The sequence below is a fragment of the Lacticaseibacillus suilingensis genome, assembly GCF_016861845.1.
GTDB classification, from domain to species: domain Bacteria; phylum Bacillota; class Bacilli; order Lactobacillales; family Lactobacillaceae; genus Lacticaseibacillus; species Lacticaseibacillus suilingensis.
On sequence record NZ_BOLV01000010.1, the window covers coordinates 25,191 to 49,653 of the forward strand.

Annotated in this window: 21 protein-coding genes; 12 read left to right on the forward strand and 9 right to left on the reverse strand. The window is 54.3% G+C overall.

All coding sequences use genetic code 11. From position 1 onward, the window contains the following. Positions 1–50: 50 nt before the first annotated feature. A complete protein-coding gene (locus JUF11_RS07215; RefSeq protein WP_204119001.1) occupies positions 51–1,172 on the reverse strand; it encodes an NAD(P)-dependent alcohol dehydrogenase in 1,122 nt (373 codons plus the stop codon). 206 nt (positions 1,173–1,378) lie between these two features. Here JUF11_RS07215 and JUF11_RS07220 point away from each other — a divergent pair, with 206 nt between their 5' ends. Both JUF11_RS07220 and JUF11_RS07225 read left to right on the forward strand, forming a co-directional pair. Then, positions 1,379–1,849, forward strand: coding sequence for a DUF1307 domain-containing protein (locus JUF11_RS07220; RefSeq protein ID WP_204119002.1), 471 nt, complete (start codon positions 1,379–1,381; stop codon positions 1,847–1,849). Positions 1,850–1,894: 45 nt separating this feature from the next. Beyond that, positions 1,895–2,281 (forward strand): HIT family protein, encoded by a 387-nt coding sequence (locus tag JUF11_RS07225; protein ID WP_204119003.1) that lies wholly within the window; start codon positions 1,895–1,897, stop codon positions 2,279–2,281. 40 nt (positions 2,282–2,321) lie between these two features. On the opposite strand, the gene JUF11_RS07230 is transcribed toward JUF11_RS07225, so the two are convergent. Further along, positions 2,322–3,092 (reverse strand): tyrosine-protein phosphatase, encoded by a 771-nt coding sequence (locus JUF11_RS07230; RefSeq protein WP_204119004.1) that lies wholly within the window; start codon positions 3,090–3,092, stop codon positions 2,322–2,324. Between the two features lie 70 nt (positions 3,093–3,162). Beyond that, positions 3,163–3,513, reverse strand: coding sequence for a hypothetical protein (locus tag JUF11_RS07235; RefSeq protein WP_204119005.1), 351 nt, complete (start codon positions 3,511–3,513; stop codon positions 3,163–3,165). Positions 3,514–3,645: 132 nt separating this feature from the next. On the opposite strand from JUF11_RS07235, the gene JUF11_RS07240 reads away from it, so the two are divergent. The 7 genes from JUF11_RS07240 (at position 3,646) to JUF11_RS07270 (ending at position 12,033) form a co-directional block, all read left to right on the forward strand. Next, positions 3,646–4,164: a transcription repressor NadR gene (locus JUF11_RS07240; protein WP_125580375.1), complete on the forward strand. Its 519-nt coding sequence runs from the start codon at positions 3,646–3,648 to the stop codon at positions 4,162–4,164. After that, positions 4,145–4,627, forward strand: coding sequence for a DUF1307 domain-containing protein (locus JUF11_RS07245; protein ID WP_204119006.1), 483 nt, complete (start codon positions 4,145–4,147; stop codon positions 4,625–4,627). Before JUF11_RS07240 ends, JUF11_RS07245 begins: the two co-directional genes overlap by 20 nt. Positions 4,628–5,007: 380 nt before the next feature. After that, positions 5,008–7,014, forward strand: coding sequence for a DHH family phosphoesterase (locus JUF11_RS07250; protein WP_204119007.1), 2,007 nt, complete (start codon positions 5,008–5,010; stop codon positions 7,012–7,014). A 15-nt stretch (positions 7,015–7,029) separates the two neighbouring features. Beyond that, positions 7,030–7,485: a 50S ribosomal protein L9 gene (gene rplI, locus JUF11_RS07255; RefSeq protein WP_204119008.1), complete on the forward strand. Its 456-nt coding sequence runs from the start codon at positions 7,030–7,032 to the stop codon at positions 7,483–7,485. Positions 7,486–7,638: 153 nt separating this feature from the next. Next, positions 7,639–9,039: a replicative DNA helicase gene (dnaB, locus tag JUF11_RS07260; RefSeq protein WP_203633187.1), complete on the forward strand. Its 1,401-nt coding sequence runs from the start codon at positions 7,639–7,641 to the stop codon at positions 9,037–9,039. Between the two features lie 359 nt (positions 9,040–9,398). Beyond that, entirely contained in the window at positions 9,399–10,550 is a 1,152-nt protein-coding gene (locus tag JUF11_RS07265; RefSeq protein ID WP_204119009.1) for a hypothetical protein, read from the forward strand. 193 nt (positions 10,551–10,743) lie between these two features. After that, positions 10,744–12,033 carry an adenylosuccinate synthase gene (locus JUF11_RS07270; protein WP_204119010.1) on the forward strand — a complete coding sequence of 430 codons (1,290 nt, stop codon included), beginning with the start codon at positions 10,744–10,746 and terminating at the stop codon, positions 12,031–12,033. Positions 12,034–12,104: 71 nt separating this feature from the next. Here the strand turns inward: JUF11_RS07270 and JUF11_RS07275 are convergent, their stop codons facing one another. From JUF11_RS07275 to JUF11_RS07295, 5 genes are all read right to left on the reverse strand, one after another. Then, a complete protein-coding gene (locus JUF11_RS07275) occupies positions 12,105–13,082 on the reverse strand; it encodes an aldo/keto reductase (RefSeq protein WP_204119011.1) in 978 nt (325 codons plus the stop codon). Positions 13,083–13,325: 243 nt separating this feature from the next. Further along, positions 13,326–15,077, reverse strand: coding sequence for a cellulase N-terminal Ig-like domain-containing protein (locus JUF11_RS07280; protein ID WP_204119012.1), 1,752 nt, complete (start codon positions 15,075–15,077; stop codon positions 13,326–13,328). A gap of 11 nt (positions 15,078–15,088) precedes the next feature. Next, a complete protein-coding gene (locus JUF11_RS07285; RefSeq protein ID WP_204119013.1) occupies positions 15,089–16,186 on the reverse strand; it encodes an SIS domain-containing protein in 1,098 nt (365 codons plus the stop codon). Then, entirely contained in the window at positions 16,179–17,009 is an 831-nt protein-coding gene (locus JUF11_RS07290; protein WP_204119014.1) for a Cof-type HAD-IIB family hydrolase, read from the reverse strand. The genes JUF11_RS07285 and JUF11_RS07290 overlap by 8 nt, the downstream gene beginning before the upstream one ends. Next, a complete protein-coding gene (locus tag JUF11_RS07295; RefSeq protein WP_204119015.1) occupies positions 17,006–18,079 on the reverse strand; it encodes a LacI family DNA-binding transcriptional regulator in 1,074 nt (357 codons plus the stop codon). The genes JUF11_RS07290 and JUF11_RS07295 overlap by 4 nt, the downstream gene beginning before the upstream one ends. A gap of 189 nt (positions 18,080–18,268) precedes the next feature. On the opposite strand from JUF11_RS07295, the gene JUF11_RS07300 reads away from it, so the two are divergent. The 3 genes from JUF11_RS07300 to JUF11_RS07310 are packed head-to-tail and all read left to right on the forward strand — an operon-like array spanning position 18,269 to position 22,917. Then, complete coding sequence (locus JUF11_RS07300) at positions 18,269–19,234, forward strand: ROK family protein (RefSeq protein ID WP_204119016.1); 966 nt, start codon at positions 18,269–18,271, stop codon at positions 19,232–19,234. Beyond that, entirely contained in the window at positions 19,227–21,599 is a 2,373-nt protein-coding gene (locus tag JUF11_RS07305; protein WP_204119017.1) for a glycoside hydrolase family 9 protein, read from the forward strand. The genes JUF11_RS07300 and JUF11_RS07305 overlap by 8 nt, the downstream gene beginning before the upstream one ends. Then, positions 21,589–22,917 (forward strand): PTS sugar transporter subunit IIC, encoded by a 1,329-nt coding sequence (locus JUF11_RS07310; RefSeq protein WP_204119018.1) that lies wholly within the window; start codon positions 21,589–21,591, stop codon positions 22,915–22,917. Before JUF11_RS07305 ends, JUF11_RS07310 begins: the two co-directional genes overlap by 11 nt. 468 nt (positions 22,918–23,385) lie before the next feature. On the opposite strand, the gene JUF11_RS07315 is transcribed toward JUF11_RS07310, so the two are convergent. Beyond that, complete coding sequence (locus JUF11_RS07315; protein ID WP_204119019.1) at positions 23,386–24,444, reverse strand: D-alanine--D-alanine ligase family protein; 1,059 nt, start codon at positions 24,442–24,444, stop codon at positions 23,386–23,388. Positions 24,445–24,463: the final 19 nt, after the last annotated feature.

The window sequence follows — 24,463 nt, forward strand, 5'->3', positions numbered from 1 at the left end:
CTGCCAGTCCTTCATCAAACAGGGCTGGCAGTTGCTTTGTGTTTCAGGTGTTATTCGCCTGGCTTGTAGTCTTCGTCGATCACCAGCACTGGCTTGATGGTTTTCCCGGAACGGGAGTCGGCGTTGGCTTCGTTGATCTGATCGAATTTGTAGAACTTCTCGGTTTTGTCGAAGTCGAAGACGCCCATCTTGTAGAAGTCAATCAAGCGGGGAATGTCGACCTGCGGAATGGAGTCGCCCATGTTGACGCCGACAATCTTTTTGTCGTTGACGCACAGGTCGTTCCAAGTGTCGACGTCAATGTGATTTGGTGTGACGGCAATCGTTGCGGTGGTGCCGCCTTGGGCCAAGACTTTGATGGAGTCTTCCATGACCTTGGTGACGCCAGTGGTATCAACGGCCCAGTCAACACCGTAGCCGCCAGTCAGATCTTGCACGGCCTTGACCACGTCGATGCCTTTGGAGTTGATCACATCGGTAGCGCCGAGCTCTTTGGCTAATTCGAGCCGGGAGTCCACAATGTCGATGCCGATGACTTTGGTGCAGCCGGAAATTCGACCTGCCATCATGGCAGCCAGGCCAACCGCGCCGGTGCCAAAGACGGCAATGGTGTCGCCTGGTTTTGGCTTCAGGGTGTTCAAAACGGTGCCGGAGCCGGTGACATAGCCGCAACCCAGCGGCCCCAGCTTGCGCAGGTCAAGGTCCTTGTCGACCTTCACCGCGTTGCGTTCGCGCACAACGGTGGTGGTGGTGAAGGAGCTTTGGTCGAACATGTCGGCAACATGATGACCGTCTTCCGTGAAGTGGCTGGAGCCGTCTGGGCGAATGCCAGACAGGTTGTTATGCGCGTAGTTTTCACATTGCGTTGGAATGCCCTTCAGGCAGCTCTTACAGTTGCCGCAAGCATAAAAGCTGAGCACAACATGGTCACCTGGCTTGAACTGGGTCACTTCCGGGCCGACTTTTTCGACAATCCCAGAGCCTTCATGGCCGAGCACGATGGGATAGTCAATCACCGCGTCGCCGATGCGCAAGGCTTCGTCTGAGTGGCAAATGCCACTGGCGACCATGTGCACTTGAATGTCATCTGGTCCCATTTCCGCTAATTCAATATCATCTTTAATCACAAAATCGGCGTTTTGCTTCTCAACCACAGCTGCTTTGATCTTCAATCTGAACACTCCTTTGGGAAATTGGATTTAACACATGATCATTATTTCACGAATTCTTGGAAAAATAAAGCGGTTTCATAATGGGGCCGGTGCCAGCGCCACAGCCTGGTGTTGCTTTCGCAAGATTAAAATATTATGATAAACACAATTCGCTTTGCCATTTTGGCTAAGCGAGAGGTGACTAACCGTTAACGAAGGAGAATTGTATGAAGAAAACACTCAAATCATTACTCGCGGTTTTGGCGGTGCTGGCAGTGGCGACGCTGGCCGCGTGCTCGCTGTTTCTGCAGAAGACTACGTTGGTGAATACGCAAATTGCTGGGGATAAAACCACCATTACGTATTACACCAAGCGCAGTTCCGACAAGGTCGTGAAGCAAGAAGCACTCAGCGAAGTGACGCTTTCCAAGTTAATGGGTAGTAAGAATAAGAAGCAAACCAACGCTGCTTATGCCAAAATGAAGGCCGCAGTTAAGCCATACAAGGGGCTGGCTGGCGTGACGACAGAAGTGAAGCGCGATGGCGACAAGGCCACCCAGAAGATCACCATCGATTACACTAAGGTCAACATGAAAAAGCTGAAGGCCGCTGAAGGCGCCGGGACTGGCACAGCGGATAGCGTGAGCTTGAAGCAATCCGTCGGCGTGCTGAAGGCCGCTGGCTACGAAGAAAAGTAAACAGAAGTGCCTCGATGATTTCATTTTGATGGGGGAAATAGACCGATGACTGGCTGCCCTTTTTGCGCCATTGATACCAACAAGATTATTCTACAAAATAAGACCTGTGTTGGCTTCTTTGATCTAAGTCCCGTTTCGCCCGGGCATCTTCTAGTGATTCCTCGTCGCCATGCAGCGACCTTCTTTGATCTCAACGAAGAAGAACGGTCCGACATGTTGCGGCTGCTAGACCAGGGAAAGCAGCTCCTGGATCACCAAAGCAGGCCTGATGGCTACAATATCGGTTGGAATTGTGGTCGATTCGCCGGGCAGACGGTCATGCACTGTCACTGTCATTTAATTCCAAGATTTGCGGGGGACACACCCAATCCTCGAGGTGGTGTGCGGGGTGTGATTCCTGAGAAACAGCAGTCCGAATATTTTCCGCAATAACAAAATGGGTAGGCAATCACAGATTGCTTACCCATTTTGTTTATTCCAAATATAAACGTTTCAAATCTTTGATGTCACTGTCAGTCAAATCCAGATGCTCCTTGGCATAAGCCGGCCAGCCGCCGTATTGTTTGACGACGGTTTGTACGGCTTCAAAGTAGCTGTCATCGGCCGGTTGGGAATTCATGCCCATGACCATGCGGTTGGTCATGGGCAAATCGGCCGCGGCCTGATCGCCGGTGAAACGATCCATCAAAATATCGTTGGTGACGATGTAATCTTGGTGGGCGACTTTTTCCGGCACATCGAGTAGGCCTTCAATCAGCATCGCGACCACGCCGGTGCGGTCCTTGCCGGCAAAACAGTGAAACAAGGTTGCGCCAGTTTCGTTTTGGACCAGGAGCTGGATCACCTTGCGTAGCATCTTCGCGGTGCGCGGGTCCGTGGCCATGTAGCGGTAGGAATCGCGGGCGAGGGTGAAGTGAGCAGCTTTGGAAGCGAGCCGAAACTTCATCATGAAGTGGGGATGATCTGCGAAGGGGTAAAGTGACAAGTTGTGGTAAGCCACGCCTGGCAGCTCGACGTCTGGGGCCTTGCTGCGGTCGGCGGGCTGGCGCAGGTCGATGTCGGTATTCAACCCGATCTCAAGCAGATGCTGCTGTACTGCTTCCGGCATGTAAGTAATCAGGCCGGAGCGGTACAGTTTGTGCTTGCGAATGGTGTGGCCGTCGCGGGTGTGATAACCGCCGATGTCGCGCAGGTTAATGGTGCCAGGTAATTCAATCAGGTGCGCTAAAGCTGAGTCACTCAAGAGTGCGCCTCCTATAAAATATATTCAGCGTAAGTTTATCATTTTTTGAGTGAAAGCGCGGTCGAAATCGTCAATTCGAGCCATCTGGTTGAAAGACGCTGATGCGTTTCAATGTTTCACGTGGAAACCAATTACCTTCGCGCTTGAGTTCCACCCAGTATTCCACGCCGTTGATTTTCATGGCGTAGGCCGCGACGCCTTGGCTACCTTGATTGTCGCTATCTAGCACGACTCGGTAGTTGTCTGCTTCCAACTGGCGAGCGGTTTCTACATCGGTGTAATCGGTCAGTGTGACGTTCGGGGTGTTCAATGCTTTCAAAGTGGTGGTGCGGGCGACATAATCAGGCCACAGCCATAAGGCAAAACCAAATAAACCAGCAGCTAGCAGCAGGCTGAGGGTGAGCACCAACTTTTTGAACATCGACGTCGCCTCCTTCACGTTCTCACCGTTAGATTATCATGTTACGGCGCGCGCGGTGGTTAAGTCTCAGTTAAGTCTTTTGTCCGGCGGCAAAAGGCGGTAAGCTGTGTAAAGACAGGAGGAAGATCGATGATAACTAGTGCAGAACGACAAGCGCAGATTCGCATGGCGCTTCAAGACGGCGCCGCGCCGATCAGCGCCACCGCTTTTGGCAAACGCTTCGGGGTGAGCCGCCAGACCATTGTGGGCGACGTGGCGTTGATGCGCGCTCGCGGCGAGCAAATCGTGGCCACGCCGCGCGGCTATATGTACACCACTGAAGACGCCCACACCGCCATCATCGTCTGCCGCCACACACCGCAGCAAGCGGGGGATGAATTGGCGCGCGTGATTGATAACGGCGGGGCGGTGCTGGATGTGATGGTTGACCACCCGCTATACGGCCAGCTGCGCGGTGAATTGCAAATTCACACGCAAACCGATATCAACTTGTTTTTGGCCCGGATGCAAGAAGGCCATGGCAAAATGCTGTCAGAGCTGACTGGCGGCGTGCATTTGCATACGATTGCCTATGACACGCCGGCGCAGCTGACGGCGATTAAGCAGGCGTTACGCGAAAGTGGTTACTTATATGAAGAAACCAGCCGCTAAGCTGACCCGCTGGCTGCTGCTGGCGGCGGGGCTGATGACGCTGATGCTCGCTGGCTGTCAAGCCACCACGCGGCGCACCACCTTCACCAAAGACGATGGCGAAGAGCAGACTACCATGATTTTTTATACTAAGGGCAATGCCGATGTGGTGGATAAGCAGGTGACCAAGCTGGATATCGACTTGGTCAAAACCATGGGCACCAAAAACGCTTCAACGCTCAATGATGGCTGGCGCATTATGCAACAAGATGCCAAGGCGCATGCCAAGCTGCGCGGGGTTAAGGCCACAGTTTCGCGCCAGCAAAACATCGTGCATGAGGTGATTACCGTTGACACCGCGACAGTGGACTTTGCCAAGCTGGCGAAGCTGGATGACCAGGTGCTGGCTGGGAAAACGGATCATATCGGGCTGGCGAATGTGACGCAGACGCTGAAGGCGGACGGGTATCATGAGGTGAAGTGAAAGACGCTCGGCTTCAATGTGCTGGGCTACCTGGCCGCGAAATCCGCCCTTTTCCGCAGGCCGCAGTTGCGCTCAGTCGAGCAACGGGGACGTGTCCAGCTACGCGCTATGCCTCGAAGCCAAAGAACGGCTTCAATGCCTAGCGCTAGGCTGGCCAGTCCCCTAAATGCGCTCGACTTCGCAGCCTGTTCTAGTTGCGCTTAGGTCGGCAACGCACGAGTGTCTAGCTACGGCTAAGTCCTCGCCGCTACAAACCAGCGGCAATGCCTTAGCCTAGGCTAGCCATCGTGCTAAACCCGCCGACCTTCGCAGCCTGTTCAAATATGTTAGAATAGACTGGCAATCTATGGCGATTAGCGTACGGCGAAAGCGAGTTAATGATGAAAAAATTACTAGAAAGAATTACGTTGCCGGCCTTTTTGGAGGATTCGCGGCTGCGGACTTTGGCCATGGTGATGACCGCGTTGGCGGCGATCGATGTGATCGTGGCGGCGTTCATTCGGCCCTGGCTGGCCATTTTACTGTTTGTTTTTCTGGTGGGCTTGGTCGTCGCCACCTTTTTTGCGTTAGAACGGATTACCGTCAGCACGAACAAGTACATTTCGGATTTGTCTTACCGCATTAAGCGCGGTGAGCAAGAAGCCTTGATCAAGATGCCAGTGGGGATCTTGATTTTCGACAAGGCGATGAAGATTGAGTGGGCAAATCCCTACTTACTGCAATACTTCCATGAATCAGATATCTTAGGCGAGTCGCTGCCGGAGCTGGATCCGGATTTGGCGAAGGTCATCAGTGAACACCAAGATAGCAACGAGCTGGCCGAGGTGCACTGGGGCGGGCACGATTTTGAATTAACCGTGCAAAAGAGTATCGGCGTAGCGTACTTGATGGATGTCACTCGTTACGCTCAGATTGAGGCCAAGGCGGAAGGCGAGCGCATCGCCATTGGCCAGGTGTTCTTGGATAACTACGATGAAGTGACCCAGACCTTGGATGACCAGGCCACCACCAATCTGAATTCCTATGTCACGAACCAAATGAGCAACTGGGCCAGCCACTTTGGCATGTTCGTTAAGCGGGTGGCCACTGACCGCTTCCTGTTGATTGCCTATGTGCGGTCGCTGGAAGCCGTGGAAAAAGACAAGTTCAAGATTCTCGATCAAATCCGCGAAGAAACCTCGAAGCAAAACTATCCGTTGACGCTGTCAGTGGGGATTGCCTATGGTGAGGCCGATTTGGCTCAACTGGCGGTGACGTCGCAGTCGAACCTGGATCTGGCGTTAGGCCGCGGCGGCGATCAGGTCGTGGTCCGCGAAAAGAATGGTCAGGCCCGGTTCTACGGCGGCAAGACCAACCCGATGGAAAAGCGGACCCGGGTGCGGGCGCGCATGATTTCTGGCGCGTTGCAGGAATTGTTCAAGCAAACGGATAAAGTGTTCGTGGTCGGTCACAATCGGCCGGACATGGATGCCATCGGGGCCGCGCTGGGCATTCGCCGCATTGCTCAAATGAACGGCAAAGAGTGTTACGTGGTGATTAACCCCGAACACCTGCATTCCGATGTCGAACGGCTGATGAGCGCCGTGGGCAAGGATCCAGATATTGGCAACTCGATTGTGACGCCGGAAGCGGCACTGGCCGAAGCCACGGACCAATCCTTGCTGATTTTGGTGGACCACAGTAAGCGGTCCATTACTGCAGCGCCAGATCTGTATGACCGGCTGGCGACGCGCACGGTGATTATTGACCATCACCGGCGCGGGGAAGAATTCCCAGAAGATCCGATGCTGGTTTATATTGAACCTTATGCGTCCTCGACTTGTGAGCTGATTACCGAAATGTTCGAATATCAGCCAAAAGGGATGCCAACTTTAAGCAAGTTAGAAGCTACGGCGATGCTGGCAGGGATCACGGTCGACACCAAGAACTTCTCGATGCGCACCGGCACGCGCACCTTTGATGCGGCGTCGTATCTGCGCAGTCTGGGCGCTGATCCGCAAATGACCCAGGACTTTTTGAAGGAAAGTGTCGATTCATACATTCAAAAGAACCATCTTATCGACACAATTGAAATGATTACCCCAGCTATGGCATTATGTACAGGGGAAGACAATGAAGCTTATGATCCCGTCATTGCGGCGCAGGCGGCTGATACGCTACTGACGCTTAATGGTATTGAAGCCAGCTTCGTCATTACGCGCCGCTCGGATCGCAAGGTTGGCATTTCGGCGCGCAGTTTGGGCGATGTGAATGTCCAGGTGCTGATGGAAAAGCTCGGCGGCGGTGGGCATTTGAGTAATGCCGCCACCCAAGTGGAAGGCAAGTCGGTGCCTGAAGTGCGGACCATGTTATTGGCCGCCATCAAGGATGAAGCAGCAAACAACTAGAAAGAAGGCCATCTCATGAAAGTGATTTTTTTGGAAGACGTGCGCGGTAAAGGCAAGCGGGGGCAGGTCAAGGACGTGCCTGATGGTTACGCTCAGAACTTCTTGATCAAAAACGGCAAGGCCAAGCTGGCGACGCGCCAGGCCATGAGTGCCTTGGAAGGCCAGCAGCGGCTGGAAGCCAAAAAGGAAGCGGAACAAAAAGCCGATGCCGAAGCCATCAAGACCAAGTTGGAAGACGACAAATCCGTGGTTGAAATCCAATCCAAGGCCGGTGAAGACTCCCGCCTGTTCGGCTCCATTCCCAGCAAGCAAATCGCCCAAGCGCTCGACAAGCAGTACCAGATCAAAGTCGACAAGCGCAAAATGGATTTGCCAGAGCCCATCAAGGCTCTGGGCTATCGCAATGTGACGGTGCACCTGTACCCAGGTGTGGATGCCAAAATCCGCGTGCATGTGACGGCGCAAAAATAATTTTTCCAAGCGGTGAGACCAAACGCCAAGACGGATGGGTCGGCCGCTTTTTTGATGGCGCGGGCTAGTTGCGAATGCTTAGCCGCTCGACTAAACTATATAAGATAGCGACAAAACGAGTCGGCAGTGACAGTTAGCCAAAGGAGTCTGGTCATGGATAATCAAATTCGGCGCCTCCCGCCGCAGGACTTAGAGGCGGAACAAGCAGTTTTAGGTGGCGTTTTTCTGGCGCCGCGGACCCTGGCGGATGCGCAGGAGTTTTTAGTTGAAGACGATTTTTATAAGCGCGCCCACCAGCTGGTTTTCCATGCGATGAGCGACTTATCCCTGCAAGACCAGGCCATCGACGTCTTGACTGTGCGGGCTTATTTAGAGGACCACAAACAGCTGGATGACATTGGCGGCGTGCCGTACCTTGCCGACTTAGCCGAAGCCGTGCCAACCGCCGCTAACGTGGTTTACTATGCCAAAATTGTGGCCGAAAAAGCGCAGTTGCGGCGGTTAATCAGCACCTCAGAACAAATTATTCAGCAAAGTTACGACGACCAGGCCAACGTGCCGGATTTGATGGAAAATGCCGAATCCATGATCATGGCGGTCAGCGATGGCAATAACCATTCCGGCTTCAAGCACATCAAGGATGTGTTGAATGACGCCATGGCGGAAGTCGATAAGCTGGCCCAAGGCGATCAAACCATCACCGGCCTGCCCACGGGGTTCAAGGCGCTAGATGAGCTGACCACCGGTTTGCACGATGATGAGTTGATTATTTTGGCCGCCCGCCCCGCCGTCGGTAAAACCGCGTTTGTGCTGAATGTGGCGCAAAATGTCGGGACCAAAACCGATAAAACCGTCGCGATGTTTTCACTGGAAATGAGTGCTGAATCCCTGGTTAACCGCATGCTCTGTGCAGAAGGTAATATTGACTCCCAGCACCTGCGCACCGGGCAGCTGAATGGCGACGAGTGGCAGAATTTGGTGGTGGCGATGGGCAGTTTAAGCCAGGCCAGCATCTACATTGACGACACTCCCGGCATCCGCGTGGCCCAGATTCGCGCCCAATGCCTGAAGTTGCAAAAAGAGCATGAAAAAGACGGCCATCCACTGGGCTTGGTCGTGATTGATTACCTGCAGCTGATTGAAGGCTCCGGTCAGGAAAATCGGCAGCAAGAAGTCTCGGCGATTTCCCGGCAGCTGAAGAAACTCGCCAAGGAACTGCATTGCCCGGTCATCGCGCTGTCGCAGCTCTCGCGTGGCGTCGAACAGCGCCAAGACAAGCGGCCGGTGCTTTCTGATATTCGTGAATCCGGCTCAATCGAACAGGATGCCGACATTGTTGCCTTCTTGTACCGGGAAGACTACTACCGCGACGGGGAAGACGGCGACGAAGATGGCGGCCAAGGTCAGGGTCAAGGGCAAAACCAAGACGAGCCTGACGTGGGCCCAGTTGAAGTGATCGTCGAGAAAAACCGTTCCGGTGCACGCGGCACCGTGAATTTGCTGTTTGTGAAGTCGTACAATAAGTTCAGCTCAATTTCACCGGTCCCAGCATAAAAAAGGCTGTGGAGGTTGGCGGGTTTAGCTCGACGAGTAGCCTAGCGTCAGTCATTGCCGCTGAAAGCGGCGAGGGCTGATGCGTAGCTAATCGCTCGAGCGTTGCCAACCGCAGCGCAACTAGGAAGGCTGTGGAGCGAGGCCGCACTTAGCCGGATGATTAGCCTAGCCAGATGGTTTGCCGCCGTTTTCTGGCGGCGGGCCAGCAGGCGTAGCTGCTGCCGCATGTCAGTCTGTACGCGCTTTGCGCTACAGACTGATCAAATCACTCCGGCGTTGGCCAACCGCAGCGCGACTAGGAACACACAACAAAATTTCAACTAAAGCTACCCACAAATTTCCCGAAAGCAGGCAGGCCCATGGATGCCATTTTGATGAGTTTGATGACGGCGCTCAACGAAAAGCTCTTGATCAATGTCTATCAACGCGATACAGATGATTTTTATACCGGCTATGTGCAGCTGTTGGGCAAGCAAAGCGTCTTGTTGGCCACGTATAACGATGCAGGGCTGGCAGATGGCGCGGTGCTGATTGCCTTTCCGGCGATTGAGCAAGTCGAATTCGCTGGCGATGACTTGGTCGATATGTCCTTTCGCATGCGCGTGGCGGCGGAGCATCATTTCATCGGCCTCACGCCGCAAAAACCACTCGCCTTTGACCCGCGGCAAAACCTGCTGCACCAACTCGCCTTGCATGCGCAAACCAGTGGCGAAGTCATCTTGGTGATTTTGGCCGATGATGATAGTTATTTGGAAGGTCAGGTCACCGCGGTGGCTGACGACCGGCTGACGCTGTCGGTGTTCAACAAGTTCAACTACACCGACGTCCGCTATTTGCAGGTCGATTTTTCCGATGTGCTGGTGGTGGAATGCGAAGGCTTGGAGCTGCATCTGGAAACTGAACTGCTCAAGCAGCGCAACCAGCTGCAGCATGTACGCACCGAAATCACCCAAAATGATGGCCAGCTGGAGGCCTTATTCAACGAGGCCCAGCAATCCGGCCAGCTGCTGGCGGCGATGCCGCGCAATGCCGGTGACCAGTTTTACGTGGGGGCGGTGAAGGCCGTTAACGCCGAGACGGTGGTGCTACGGCTGAAAGACATGGCCGGGCAATTCGGCGGCTATGTGGCGCTGCGGCTGACGAGCATTCAAAGCGTGATCACCGCTTCGGATTACCTGCAAACGGTCAAAGCGTATAGCGACTGGATGACGGCTCATCATCTAGAGAAACAGCCAGTGCTGAATGCCGATCGCGAATTCGACCGCTCCGAGGATTTGTTCCGCAGCTTGATCAACGAAGCGGCAGCCTTTGAACGGGTGGTGCGCGTCCGGGTGCAAAATGAAAATACCCACCTGATGGGTATCCCGGAAAATCCCGATCAAACTGGCTTTGAAATCAGTGTCCCCAGCGAGGATGAACCGGTGGCAGTGACCTTCGATGAGGTGCAAGAAATTGCCTTTGGTCACATTTATGCCTACTTACAAGAGGCGCGTGCTCATCAAACGCGTTAACGAGGATTATTCGTTTATCAAGGAAGTTCAAAAAAGCCGAACGGAAAATGTTCGGCTTTTTTCTTTTTATTAGAGTGTCAAAACATTAATATTCGGGTTTTGCCTTGCCTCAGGCGTTCATAGTTGGTAGAATACTTGGTGGCATTAAAGGATTTTGATTTTGATGCGATAGACAACTAAGGAGCGATCATTCATGGGAACAGTCGTTGTAGTCGGAACGCAGTGGGGCGACGAAGGGAAAGGTAAAATTACCGATTTCCTCAGTCAAGGGGCCAAAATCATCAGCCGGTATCAAGGCGGTGACAACGCCGGCCATACCATTCACAGTGATGGGCAGGTGTACAAGCTGCGCCTGATACCTTCAGGGATTTTGCATGCCCACCAGTTGTCTGTGATTGGCAACGGGGTGGTCGTGAACCCGAAGAGCCTGGTGGAAGAGTTGGCTCATATCAAAGCTCAAGGCGTCGCTGGCGATAATCTACGGGTCTCCGATCGGGCCCAGGTGATTTTGCCTTATCACATCGCGCTAGATAAGCTGCAGGAAGCCGCTAAAGGCGCCGGTAAAATTGGCACCACGAACCGTGGCATCGGCCCAGCCTATATGGATAAGGCCGCGCGGGTCGGCATTCGCATTGCGGATTTACTCGATAAAGAAACCTTTGAAACCAAGCTCAAGGCCAATCTCGCCGAGAAAAATCAGCTGTTCACTAAGATTTATGACGCTGAACCGATGGCCTTCGATGACATCTTCGAAGAATATTACGGCTACGGCCAGCAGCTGAAGCAGTATGTTTGCGACACCTCGGTGGTCTTGAACGATGCCATCGATGCCGGCGACAACGTGCTGTTTGAAGGCGCGCAAGGCACGATGTTGGATATCGACCAAGGTACGTATCCATTCGTCACTAGCTCTAATCCGGCCGGCGGCGTTTCCACCGGCTCCGGGGTAGGTGCTAGCAAAATCGACCGCGTGGTGGGCGTTGCGAAAGCTTACACCTCCCGGGTCGGGGATGGTCCATTTCCCACTGAATTGTTCGATGCTGATGGCAACTTCATCCGCGAAGCCGGCCATGAATACGGCACTGTGACCGGCCGGCCGCGGCGCATCGGCTGGTTCGACGCGGTGGTGGTCAACCATGCCCGCCGCGTGGCTGGGGTGACCGATTTGGCGTTGAACTCAATCGACGTGCTCACCGGCCTGAAGACTGTCAAAATCTGCACGGCTTATGACCTGAATGGCGAAACCATCACCCGTTACCCAGCTTCACTTAAAGAACTGGCCGCCTGCAAGCCGATTTACGAAGAGCTGCCGGGTTGGGATGAAGATATCACCGGCGCCAAAACCTTGGCCGACCTGCCAGCAAACGCCCGTAATTACGTGGCGCGCATTGCCGAGCTGATCAACGTGGATCTGCTGACCTTCTCAGTGGGGCCTGATCGTGAGCAAACCAATGTGCTTGCTGATGTGTGGCAGAAATTCTAATCAAAGCTAACTAATAACGGCGGTCATCACTTCCAACTGAGGAAATGATGGCCGCCGTTTTGATTCTTGGGTTACCAGAGGTAGTCAACAGGGTTTTTGATGTACTCGTTATACACATCCTGCACAATGTTCATTTGCTCAGGGGTTAAAGCGGGCAAATCAGAGGCGCGGGTGTTGCGCTCAATCTGCGTCGGGTTGCTGGCGCCAGGAATAACGGCGGACACAGCATCGTGCATCAAGATGTAACGCAGTGCCATGCCGGCTAGATCTTCGGTGCCCAAGCGCCGCTTGAGTTCGGCCGCAGCTTTGACCCCAGTGAGGTAGTCTACGCCTGAAAAGGTTTCACCTTTGTCGAACAGCTCGCCATTGCGGTTATTGCTCCGCTGGTCGGTCGGGGCAAACTTGGTGTCAGCGGTGTACTTGCCAGACAGCAGGCCTGAAGCCAGGGGCACCCGAGCAAGGATGCCGACGTTGGCCGCTTTGGCGGCGGCGAAGAAATGCACAGCCGGGCGCAGCCGGAACATGTTGAAAATGATTTCGACGGCACTGATGTCATATTGCAGTGCCTTGAGTCCTTCTTCGACGCGTTCCACCGACACGCCATAGTTACGGATTTTGCCGGCCTTTTTCAGCTGATCGAGGTGCCAGAACATTTCCGGCTGGTAGTAAAGTGACATCGGTGGGCAGTGAAGCAGCACCATATCCAGCGCGTCCAGTTTCATGTTCTGCAGGGATTCATCAACGTAGCGGTCTAAGTGTGCAGCATCGAAGTGGTCAACCGTCAGTGGCGATTCCTTGCGGCCCATTTTGGTGGTGAAGTGCACGTCAGGGTGCTGGCGGACAAAATTGCCGACGGTGCGTTCCGAGTTGCCATCTTGATAGCCATCGGCGGTATCAAAGAAGTTGACCCCTTGCGCGTAGGCCTCGGCCAAGGTGTCATCGGCATCCTTTTGGTTGAACGGGGCGCCCCATTTGCCGCCCAGCTGCCAAGTCCCCAAGGACACTTCACTGATGTTAAAACCGGTCTTACCTAATGTACGGTATTTCATAAGAAAACCTCCATTTCAATTTCCAGTGTAACAAAGCCTGAGGAGAAATAAAGTCAGGCGGAAGCAAAAAACCGCGCCTTGAACTGGCTTGATTAGGCTTGACGAGCCGATTCCAGCAGCGTTACGAGCCAAAAAGTAACGCCCTAGCCGGATAAGCAACAAGCCCGGTCAAGCCTAAGTACAGGTTTGGCCGGGCTTGCTGCTTATCCTCTGAGCTAGCAGCGCTTTTTGGCTCAGCCCAAATTACAGGGTGCTCTTTTGCCCCAGCGCCAGCAACATCCAGCTAACATGCGGGAGCCATTGTTCAGCCCAGCGCCAGTTGTCATCGACGCCATCTTCCGGCCCGCGAACAAAAGCGATGTCTTGTTCGTCGTCGATGCCGCTGGTGATGCCGTTGACAATGCCACCAGGGGCATTCAGGAAGTCCACCCGGTCGCCGAAGTGGTATTGAATATGGTTGCGGCCAAAGCCTTCAATCATCGCGCTATCGAAGGGGTTGCGGCCTTCGATCCAATCCAGCTGCGCTTGGCCAAAGGCGATGAATTGCTGTTTTTGCTCGCCTTCAGTGGTGGCGGCGAGCTTGAACGCTGCCGTGGCGAGGCTGGCTAGCCGCGCATTTTCCCCTTGCCACCAAGGCGCAGCGGCAGTGTGGTGCGGGAAGAAGAACTGGGTGCGCAAAGCATCTTGCGGGTTATCCTTGGCCCAAATGCGGGCATAATCAAAGGGGTTATTCACGCTGTCTGACATGGCAATCAGGCTTTCAAGTAGCGTCTTCGCGGCGGCTTGAGCGGCTTGTGCTTGCTGAGGCTCATTTTCGACTTCCGCATAGAGCGCTAACGCAAACAAGGGGAGGCCTTCGTCGGCGGGGTGGGTGAACGGCATCTCTTGATCCACCGTCAGCCAGGGATAGCCAGCCTGAGTAACCACAGCATTTTCGATTTGAGTGGCCCAGTCGCGAGCTTCCAGCAGGTAGCCGTATTCTTCGGTGGTTTTGTACAGCTCGACCGTGGCGAGCAAAGCGCAGTAAGCATCGACTAGATTGGTTTTACCGTCGTTGGTGAGCTCGTTGTTGTGCGCCTTGAGATAGCGATAGGCTTGTTTAGCCGTTTGGATGTAGTCGCCGCTGGTGTACTCGGCGCCAGGATAGTAGTGGCGCCCGGCAATCGCTAACGTCGCAATCGCACTGCCGCCGCCAGAGCGGAAGGAAGTTTCGTAGTTCAAATCGGTGACGGTTTCTTGCGCGGCCGTGGCCGCTTCGCCGAATTGATCGGAGCTGTGGTGCAATTCATACGCCATTTGCCGCGTGTCGGACATCACCGCATAAGCACTCGGCCGATCGATGGACTTGATGAAGGCGCGGGTCGGCACGAAGCGATGCATCACCGAATCGGCACCGTAAGAAGCTTCAGCCAAAATGCGACGCTTGACGATGGTGAAGGCCTCATCGCCATGCGCCAGTTGTTCCGTCAACTGATAAAAAGCGTAGGCGGAAAAGGCCATTTGCTGCGGATTGTAATAAGCCGTGTGGGACTGGTGGGAAAGATGCACGCCGACATCACCGGTGGCATCGAACCAGCCGCCAGCCACATTCCAAGTGCCTTCGCGCGCACCCATGAATTCAGCATGCTGATCATGCGCAGCCCATTCGCCGTCTGCGCGCTGGCCTTTGAACCAATAAGTCATGGCGGAAATCAGGCGCAAATCCATGTAGCCGTGGTCGATGGTAAAGCGGGCGGAGTGCCCGGTGCCTTGGTCGGCCTTCACGGTCAGCTGAAACTTACCTTCCGCTTCCGCCGCGGAAAAGTCGATGGTGCCATAAGTCCCAGTGTGCCAGTGCGCGACGGTGCCAACAGCGGTGATCGGACCAGCCAAAACGACGGTACCATCAGTGTCTGCCAGGGTGAAGGTGGCGTTCGTGAGCGGCTGTGTGCTTTGCACAATCGCCACTTTAGGGCCGTGACTACGATAACTTATTTGATTGATTAAAATCTGCATCAGATAGCCTCCTAAACGTATTGTTGCAGCACGGTTTTGCTGCCCACTTTGGCAGAAAAGTCCGTGAAGATTTGGTGCGCCAAGTCGATGCCGCGGGCCTTGGTGCTGAGCCAGGCGAGGACCTGGAAGGGAATGCCGCCGACAAACGGAATCTTCATTTCATCGGCCACCGCTGGCAGCGTTAAGGTGTTCGCGGCTGGTTGGGCGTTGGCCAGATAGCTGATGCCGAAGACATGCTTGGTGTAGGTGCTTTCGTAAGCGCGCAGGGCCTGAGCCTTGCTGAGGGTTTCGGCATCCGCCGGCGTTTCAACAAAAATCAGGCGATGCTCGGCGTTGATTTCCAAGTAAGGTCCGTGCATGAAGGCTTCCAGTTCTTGACCATCACTGGGGATGCGCACTGTTTCAGAGAACTTGGTTTCCATTTCCTTAATGCTACCCACGCTAGGCCCATAGGCGATGCCGGTGAACTGATAAGCCGCCTTGAAGTCGGCTTCGTGCTGCTGGAAAAAGGCGGTGGTGGCCGCCACAATGGTGTCAATCGTGTTGGCCATGGTCGTGAACTCTGCTAGTTCGGCTTGCTCTTGCGCCGGTGTGACCACGCCGCGCTTGACGCCGGCGCGCAGCCCCAGCAGCATCAAGTTCAACACCGTGGCGGTGAAGCCAAGGGTGACATAGCCGACGCGCTCATGGCCAATCCCAATATCCAGCGTGTTGGCCGTGGCTTGACCGAGCTCTTTGGTGGGGGCGCTGGTGACGCCGATGGTCAACACTGGCCGGTCCTTGAAGCGGTTGATGGCCTCAATGGTCGAGGTGCTTTGGCCGCTTTGCGAAATGCCCAGCACAACTTTGAGGTGGGGGTCGATTTGCTCATAGTGGGTGTAGTTGTAGGGCTGCTCAAGCACAATGCGCAAGCCAGCGATTTTTTCCATGTAATATTTGGCGCTTAACGCCGCGTTGTAGCTAGAGCCGATGCCTAGCATCAGCCAGCTGTCAGCGCCCTCGGGCAGATTTTGCAAGGCTTGATTGGCAGCCTTGGGATAAGCCGCGAGGATCTTTAGCATGGTTGCTTGTTCTTGGTGAATGTAAGTCAGCATGGTTGGATTAGCCATGATTGATGCTTCCTTTCTCGGCGGGCAGATGCGCCAGCAAAAAATGCGCAATCCCGTCTTGTTCGTTGGTGCCAGTGACATACTGGGCCCGCACCTGGACCGCAGGGGTGGCATTGCCCATCGCCACGGCGTAATCGGCGACCCCAAACATATCGACATCATTATCGCCGTCACCGAAGACGAAGGTGTGGTGGCGGTCAATCCCAGTGGCAGTCTGAATCGCTTTGATCGCACTGGCTTTGCCGGAATGCTGCGGAATCAGTTCGATGTTATTGGGCTGCGAGGAGGACACGACAAACGCCGCTGGCATGGCTGCAAACTGCTGATTGATAGCGTTGAGCTCAGCTACTTGATCTTCAGCGATGATAATGCCGTTGATGATTTCGGCGCTGTGGTCGAGTAGTGCTGGTAGACTTGGGACCTTGATGTAATCGTGCGGATTCGGGCTGGCGATCCGGTTATGGTCGCTGTGCTGGAAATAACTGGGCAAAGCGCCGGTGTAGAACACCTGATGATCCGTGAAGAAAAAGGCATTCAAGGGATGCTGCTGGAGCACGGTGACGATTTGCTTTAGGGCGGCGGCGCCTAACGTTTTGATTTGGCGGGTGCCGGCGTCAAAAATACTGCCATTAGAGGCGATGATGCCGGCGCCGATTTCGTCGGCAATGATTTTGGCCGAGGCATACATGCGGCCGGTGGCAACGTAAAAACGGGCTTGATCACTAAATTGCCGAATGGTTTGCTTGGTGAAAGCAGAAATATGCTGCTGCTCATCGACCAGCGTGCCATCGATATCCATGAAAACGAGTTGCTTGGGAGTCATTGTTTACCTTCTTTGGGCAGCTTGGCGCCACAGGACTCGCGAATGATAAGTTCAGGCAGGTGCGTGGTTTCGGTTTGTTCAAGCTGCTTGTGATCGATTAATTGAAACAGATAATGGAGCGCGATGCGGCCGAGCACCTCGTTGTGCTGGTCCACCGTGGTGATGCGCGGAATCAGGAAGTCACCATAAGGAAAATTGTCACAGCTCCCCACGGCGATATCCTGCGGCGCTTGCAGGCCGTGATCGGCGAGGCACCGGAAAATACCTTCCGCCACGCGATCGTTGATGGCCACTAAGGCCTCTGGCAGTTGCTTGTGCGTCGCCAGAATTTGTGCCATGGCATCGTAACCCGATTGTGGATAGTAGTTGTTCAGCACAATCAAACTCTCATCGATTTCAGAGTAGGTTTGCATCGTGGCTTTAAAGGCTGCCAGGCGCTGCGAGGTGATGCGCACGCCAGGTTCGCCGCCGACAAAACCGATTTGGCGGTGGCCTAACGCTAGCAGGTGCTGGGTAATCAAGGTCACGCTGCGCTTTTGGTCGCGTTCAACAAATAAGGCATCACAGCCGGCGACTTTTTGGCCAATGACCACCACAGGCGCTTTGCTATTCAACGTGTTCAAGGCACTGATGTACCGTTCGGCGACGACTTCCTTGTCGATTTCGCCCCCGAGAATCAGGACGCCATCGACTTTGGCTTCCATGATGCGCTTGAAGGCCTCGATTTCGACCTGGACGTCGCTGGCATCTTGGCCGGTGCCGGCAGTCATGGTGTTGATCAATAGCAGCGTGTAACCAGCCGGCCGGGCGTTTTGCTCGATTTGGGAAATCAAATCCGTAAAGTAAGGGTTATTGATATCGGAGACCACCACGGCCAAGGTGTTGGTTTTGTGCGACACCATGCCGCGCGCCAGCATACTAGGCTGAAAATGATTCTGGTCGATGATCGCCTGGATCTTGGCACGCTTGGCCGGCGACACCGACGGGTTGTTGTTTAGCACCCGTGACACCGTCGAAACGGAAGTGCCGGCCTGCTTGGCGATTTCTTTAATGGTGATATTTTTCTTCACTGCGTTCACCTCTTTGCATTTCTGAATTCAGTGTAAAGCAGGGCGAGAGCGCTGACAAGTATTTTTGGTAACCTTACCAAATTTATATTGACAGCGTTTCTGGCCGTGATACAATGCAGTTGTCAAATGATAGCGCTTCAGTCCATCGTTTGATGAATTGGTAACGTTACTAAGTTGGGAAGTTAGCTTATGCAGAAACAAACAATTTTGGCCGTCGATCTTGGCGGTACCAAGGTGCTCCTCGGTGAGATTGATCACACTGGCCATGTTCTAACGCGTGAGAAGGTGGCGTCAGATGTCAGCAGCCAAGCCGCAGCGACACAATTGCTTTTGAATCAAATTGATCACTACATGAAGCACCATGACACCAGCCACATTCAGGCCATTGCCTTGGATGTGGTAGGTCGGGTGAATAGTGCCACTGGGGTGTGGGAAGAAATTGATCCCGCCGATCCGCATCCGATTGCCTTGAGTCAACAAGTCCAAGACCGGTTCCACCTGCCATGCTTCATTGGTAATGATGTCATGGTCGGGACCATCGCTGAAAATTTGCTCGGAATTGGTACCGTTACCAAAAACTTTATCTATTTGGCGATTGGCACTGGGATTGCCGGGCGGATTGTCTTGAATGGCCAGTTGGTCAATGGACCCGATTATGACGCTGGCGAGTTCGGCCACATGGTAGTGGATCAAACTAGCACCGTGCAATGCGTGTGCGGTCGGTATGGTTGCGTGGAGCCCCTGGCTTCAGGCTTAGGCATGTCTGACCGCACCCATGCACTTTATCCTCAGTATATGGGGAAAACTCAGCTGCAGATCACGCCAGGCCAACGCATCGGCACCGAGACGCTGTTTGCCGCCTATGACGCTGGCGATCCGCTAGCCAAGCAAGTTGTTGACCAGGCGCTGCTAGGACTAGCCAATCTCATCATGAATTTGACCCGGGCTTTGAACCCCGAGGCGATTCGCTTAGGCGGCGGCGTGACCACTGGCGGCTGGCTGGTGGCTCACTTGCAGCCGCTACTGAAACCGCTGACGATGCGGTTTGTCCGCGAAGGCGTTAAGAACACTGCCTTGGAGCCGAATTCCGTTGCTTTACAAGGCTGTGGTCTGTATGGCTTCGAACGTCTGGAGGGGAGTGAACAGCATGGATGAAAAGCAGTTAGAACAAGCCGTCACCACGTACCGCCCTTTGACCATTGATCCGATGCAAATTGCTGATATTCAGCCGCCAGTCGGTAACATTACGGCGCGGCGGGTGCTTGAAGCCGGCCAGCATGCCTGGACGCATGAAAAACGTGGCGCGATGCCTGAAGCCAGCCAAACGGGCTTCACCTTAACCGCCCCTACGCGTTACGCCACTTGGGCGCCAGGCGATCCGGCGGATGGTGATTATGTCGGCTATGGGGAAACCCAAGCGAGCTTGAAGCTCGACCGTGAGGATTGGCAGGCCTACAACCAAATCGCCTTTACCATCACCACGGCTTGCACCAACATCATTAACCCTAATCTGATTGTTCACTTCAAAAATGACGGGATCATCAAAATTCCTGATCAGTACGATCGGGAAGGCCACCACGTCATCAACCTGAGCGATCAGGCCACCCATACTTACTTGCTTGATATTGCCGACCTGCCGCGTGATGCCATGACTGCCATCAGCTTTAGCTATGACATCAACGGCTCTTATGCCGATTTGCCTGGTGAGTACAAGGTGACGGTTGAACGCATCGAGCTGCAGCAAACTGCCAATCAGGCCGTGACGCATGGCTGGCAGCCGCAAACCATCAGCTATTCGCATGATGGCTACGCGGCTGACGCCAGCAAAGTCGCGGTGCTACCAGGCCAGCAAACCTTTGCCCAGTTTGAAGTCGTCGATGCTGAAGGCACGGTGGCTTTTGCCGGCAAACCAGAAGTGACTACCACCACCACTGGCACCTATACCTTGCTCGATTTTTCTGCCTTAAAAGCGGCAGGTGAGTACCGCTTACAGTGGGCTGATCAGCAAACGCCAGTCTTTCCGATTGGGCCGTTGCAGCAGCGGTATGGCAGTACCATTCCGAAAGTCCTGAACTTTATTTTCTCAGAACGCTGCGGCTATCCGGTGCCGGGCATTCACAGCCACTGCCATGATGATGTGATCGCCACCCATAACGGTGAAGAAATCAGCTTCAACGGCGGCTGGCATGATGCCGGTGACTTGTCGCAGCAAACCGTGCACACCGCCGAAGCCGCCGAAGCACTGTTCGCGATGGCCAAGACGTTGCGCAAAACCAACCCGGCCTTAGCCACCCGGCTGCAGGCCGAAGGAGAATGGGGCCTAGATTTTGTCCTCAAAACCGACTTCGGCGATGGCTACCATGCCACCAGTGCTGGGGTTTCCCGCTGGACCGACAACCGCCGCGGCACCATGGATGATGCCAAAGCACGGGTGCACAACAGCGCCTATGACAACTACTTATTAAGCGGAATTGTCGCCAGAATTGCCCGACTCACGCCTGACGCTGCTGAGCGGCAGCGGTTAACGGCAGTGGCCAGCCGGAACTTCGGGTTTGCCGAGGCGGAATTTGCTAAGCATCCTTATGCGACGGAGCCGATTTTCTGGGAACACACCTTGAACACCTCACCAGCCACCTACAACGCCACCGTGGTGAAAGCGGCGGCCGCGCTCTACCAGCTGACGAAGGATCAAGCCTACCTGAACCGGGCGCGGGAAGCGATGACGTCGATGCTCGCGTGCCAGGAAAGCGTTGGTTTGACCTTGACCGATGGCCGCAAGCTGGCCGGCATGTTCTACCGCGACGAGAAACATCGGGTGTTCCAGCACTTTAACCACCAAGCCCGCGAGTCGCTATTTGGCGAGGCGTTCCAGGCTGCTTTGGCGCTGCCGATTACGCCGGCTGCCCAGGCGGAATGGCAAAAGCGCGCCCGCGCTTATGGCGATTACCTGCTTTACTTGCAGCAATTCACCGCGCCTTATCCGATGATTGCCAGCGGCGTGTACTTTGACGATGAAGTCGCGGATAAAGCCAGTTTTGATAAGCAGCACCTGCTGATCGGCGATGAAGCTTACCGCGATTATCAAACCCAGCTGGCGGGCGGCGTCCAAATTGCCCCGCACTTATTCGTTAAACGTTTCCCAGTGTGGTACTCGTTCCGCGGCAACAACGGGGTGATTTTAGCCACTGCCGAATCGGCCGCGTTGATGGGTCAGCTGCTGGCGGATCCCAAGCTCGCTGCCTTGGCTGACGGGCAACTGCGCTGGATCGTGGGGAATAACCCCTTTGATCAATCGCTGCTCTATGGCGAAGGTCATCATTACCAAAGTCAATACTCGAACTCATCAGGTGAAATCATCGGCGAAATGCCGGTGGGCGTCGAAACCAAAGAGAACGAGGATGTCCCTTACTGGCCGCAATTCAATAATGCGACCTACAAAGAAGTCTGGATCGTGACGGCGACAAAGTGGCTGGCGGTCCTGCGTGCACTCATTGAAATGGAGGATTGTCATGAACAATAAATTTGTTGAGTGGATTGCTCAGGCCTCAGGGAAGGTCGGCACAAACAAATTCATTCTCGCGATTCGTGATGCGTTTGCGGACACGATTCCAATTACGATCACCGCCGCGTTTTTCCTGTTGATCAACAATGTTTTACTGGAACCAACCACGGGCCTGTTGCGCAATATGCCAGGTCACGAAATTATTACCAATATCGGGATTCAAGCCTATAACGGGACCTTCGGGATTTTGGCGCTGATCATTACCTTCTTGATTGCCTGCCGCCTGGCCAAGTCCATGGGCAGCAAAGATGGCGTCACTGAAGGGGTCATCGCTTTAGCCAGCTACGTGTCACTGGTGCCAAACAGCGTGCCAGTCATCAGTAATGCCGGCAAAACGGTGCAAGCTTCCTCGGTTTTGACCCAAGATTACTCTTCTGCTAGTGGGATGATGGTGTCCCTGCTCACCGGGATTTTTGCCACGTTGATCATGATGCGGCTGCAAAAATCCGATAAGCTGAAAATTCACATGCCAGACTCTGTGCCACCAGCCGTCGGGAACTCCTTCTCTGCTTTGTTCCCAGGCATGATCACGGTGGGCTTCTTCGCCGCGATTGAAGGGATTTTGAACACCACCACTGGCTTGACTGTTTCGGCCATTATCATCAAGATTTTGCAGGCGCCACTGGTCACTGGGTTCCAGTCTTTGCCAGGGATTTTGTTCTATGTGTTGCTTTCGACGTTTGTCTTCACCATCGGGATTCACGGCGCCGATGTGTTCGGCTCAATTGCCGGCCCAGTGCTGCTGGCTTCCTTGCAGCAGAACATTGATGCCATTCACGCCGGTCAAGCGGCGCCAAACATTGTGACCCAGCCCTTCTTGGATGCCTATGTTTACATGGGTGGTGGCGGCACCATGATTGCTTTGGTCATCGCCTTGCTGATTTTCTCCAAGCGGCCTGATGAACGGGCTATCCTCAAAATCGGGGGTGTGCCAAACATCTTCAACATCAGTGAACCGATCATGTTTGGGTTGCCAGTCGTCTTCAATTTGACCTATGCAATTCCATTCTGCATTGCGCCACTGGTTTCAACGATCATTGCTTATGTTTGCACGGCGCTCCATTTGATCAATGCGACCTACATCCTGATTCCTTGGGTCACCCCACCAATTATTTCTGGCTATCTGGCCACTGGTGGTGATATCCGGGCGGCGATCATGCAGGTTGTGATCATTGCGGTGGATACCTTGATTTACATGCCATTTGTCTTTGCTTCTAATCATCAGTATGCGTTGAAGGCCCAAGAAGAGGCGCCGGCTGACGATACTGCTAAATAGAACCAACAAAAAAAGCCGCGATTCTCATCGCGGCTTTTGTGGTCCGGTGCGTCAGCCTTCAGAACGCTCTCGCGCCGACCGAGTTCCCGGACCGTGGTTTGGCACCGGAAGTAGTATCTCAGGTTTTACTTTAAGTGTCAAATATATGGGGGTAACGCTAAACGGGCGGGCTGGGCCGCTTCCGCAGGCAGGGGCTGGAACGGGGTGGCCAGCGCTTGGAGCCTCGCTTTGCGAGTCTTCAAGTCGCGGCTTGTTCTAAGCCAACGAGTTGGCTTAGAACAATTTCACCCCTGAGCCCCCGCCTGCTCCAGCGGCCCAGCCCTGGGGTAGTCGTATCAGATGAAACGTGATTGATCTCCAGTTAAGGCCAGGCACAGTAGACGCCAGTGCTCATTTTCGAGCGCGGTCGACCGAATCAAAAGCGCCATCACGAAATCAGTCGTGATGGCGCTTTTGGGTCAGGCGGGGTTAGTTGTTCATGCCGTCTTCGTAAATCTTCAGTTTGCCGGTGACGATGCTTTCCACCAGGTCAGGATAGGCGACGCCTTCTGCTTCGGCTTCTTGCGGAAGCAGGGACAAGGGGGTCATGCCTGGTAGGTTGTTGGCTTCAATGACCCAGACGCCAAAGTCGTTGGCGAAGAAGTCAACGCGGCCGTAGTTTTGCATGCCGAGGACGCGCATGGTTTGCACGGCGACGCGTTTCATTTCTTCATGCACAGCGGAATCTAAGTCGTCCGGTGGGGTGATGAAGTCGGTGTGGCCGGGCTGGAATTTGTGCTCAAAGTCGTACCAACCGTCATGCACTTTGATTTCGATGGCTGGGAAGGCGTGGCCGTTCACGACGCCCAGGGAGAATTCGCGGCCTTCGATGAATTCTTCGATGATGGCACTGTTGTCGAAGCGGAAGACGTCGGTGAGGCCGCTTTCCAGTTCGGCGTCATTGTGCACGATGTGAGTGCCAACGGAGGAGCCGCCAGAGGTTGGCTTCAAAACGACCGGATAGGCGAAAGGCAGTTTGTGACCTTTGGCGCCTTGATCGCGGGTGATTTCCACGAAGGCCGCGGTTTTGATGCTGTGATACAGCATGATTTCCTTGCTGTAGACCTTGTTCATCGTGATGCCAGAGGCGGTTGAGCCGCTGCCGGTGTACTTGATGTTATTGAGGTCAAGCACGGCTTGGACTTTACCGTTTTCCCCATCGCCGCCATGCAGGCCGAGGAAGACAATATCTGCCGCTTTGCAAATGTCGAGGACGTTCGGGCCAAAAAGCGTTGTGTCGTCGCCGGGGCGCAACGCGTTGATGTCTGCATCCGTCAAAATCGCATCCGAAATGTTGAGGTCTTTGGATGTGTTGGCGTCTTCGAACACGGACGCAGCCGGCTGACCATTCAGGTCGTAGCCGAGAAACAGGTCGATAAACGTCGCTTGGTGGCCTTTGTCACGCAGCGCGTTCGTGAGGCGGTAGCCGCTGGAGATCGAAACGTTACGTTCGGTGCTCCGGCCACCGGCCAATACGACAATTTTCATAGGTTAAAAACCTCCCGAT

Bases quoted from the DNA above. Each gene is read 5' to 3' on its own strand.
- JUF11_RS07220 (WP_204119002.1), top strand. From the start codon at position 1,379: ATGAAGAAAACACTCAAATCATTACTCGCGGTTTTGGCGGTGCTGGCA.
- JUF11_RS07225 (WP_204119003.1), top strand. From the start codon at position 1,895: ATGACTGGCTGCCCTTTTTGCGCCATTGATACCAACAAGATTATTCTA.
- JUF11_RS07235 (WP_204119005.1), bottom strand. From the start codon at position 3,513: ATGTTCAAAAAGTTGGTGCTCACCCTCAGCCTGCTGCTAGCTGCTGGT.
- JUF11_RS07245 (WP_204119006.1), top strand. From the start codon at position 4,145: ATGAAGAAACCAGCCGCTAAGCTGACCCGCTGGCTGCTGCTGGCGGCG.
- JUF11_RS07250 (WP_204119007.1), top strand. From the start codon at position 5,008: ATGAAAAAATTACTAGAAAGAATTACGTTGCCGGCCTTTTTGGAGGAT.
- rplI (WP_204119008.1), top strand. From the start codon at position 7,030: ATGAAAGTGATTTTTTTGGAAGACGTGCGCGGTAAAGGCAAGCGGGGG.
- dnaB (WP_203633187.1), top strand. From the start codon at position 7,639: ATGGATAATCAAATTCGGCGCCTCCCGCCGCAGGACTTAGAGGCGGAA.
- JUF11_RS07265 (WP_204119009.1), top strand. From the start codon at position 9,399: ATGGATGCCATTTTGATGAGTTTGATGACGGCGCTCAACGAAAAGCTC.
- JUF11_RS07270 (WP_204119010.1), top strand. From the start codon at position 10,744: ATGGGAACAGTCGTTGTAGTCGGAACGCAGTGGGGCGACGAAGGGAAA.
- JUF11_RS07275 (WP_204119011.1), bottom strand. From the start codon at position 13,082: ATGAAATACCGTACATTAGGTAAGACCGGTTTTAACATCAGTGAAGTG.
- JUF11_RS07280 (WP_204119012.1), bottom strand. From the start codon at position 15,077: ATGCAGATTTTAATCAATCAAATAAGTTATCGTAGTCACGGCCCTAAA.
- JUF11_RS07285 (WP_204119013.1), bottom strand. From the start codon at position 16,186: ATGGCTAATCCAACCATGCTGACTTACATTCACCAAGAACAAGCAACC.
- JUF11_RS07290 (WP_204119014.1), bottom strand. From the start codon at position 17,009: ATGACTCCCAAGCAACTCGTTTTCATGGATATCGATGGCACGCTGGTC.
- JUF11_RS07300 (WP_204119016.1), top strand. From the start codon at position 18,269: ATGCAGAAACAAACAATTTTGGCCGTCGATCTTGGCGGTACCAAGGTG.
- JUF11_RS07305 (WP_204119017.1), top strand. From the start codon at position 19,227: ATGGATGAAAAGCAGTTAGAACAAGCCGTCACCACGTACCGCCCTTTG.
- JUF11_RS07310 (WP_204119018.1), top strand. From the start codon at position 21,589: ATGAACAATAAATTTGTTGAGTGGATTGCTCAGGCCTCAGGGAAGGTC.
- JUF11_RS07315 (WP_204119019.1), bottom strand. From the start codon at position 24,444: ATGAAAATTGTCGTATTGGCCGGTGGCCGGAGCACCGAACGTAACGTT.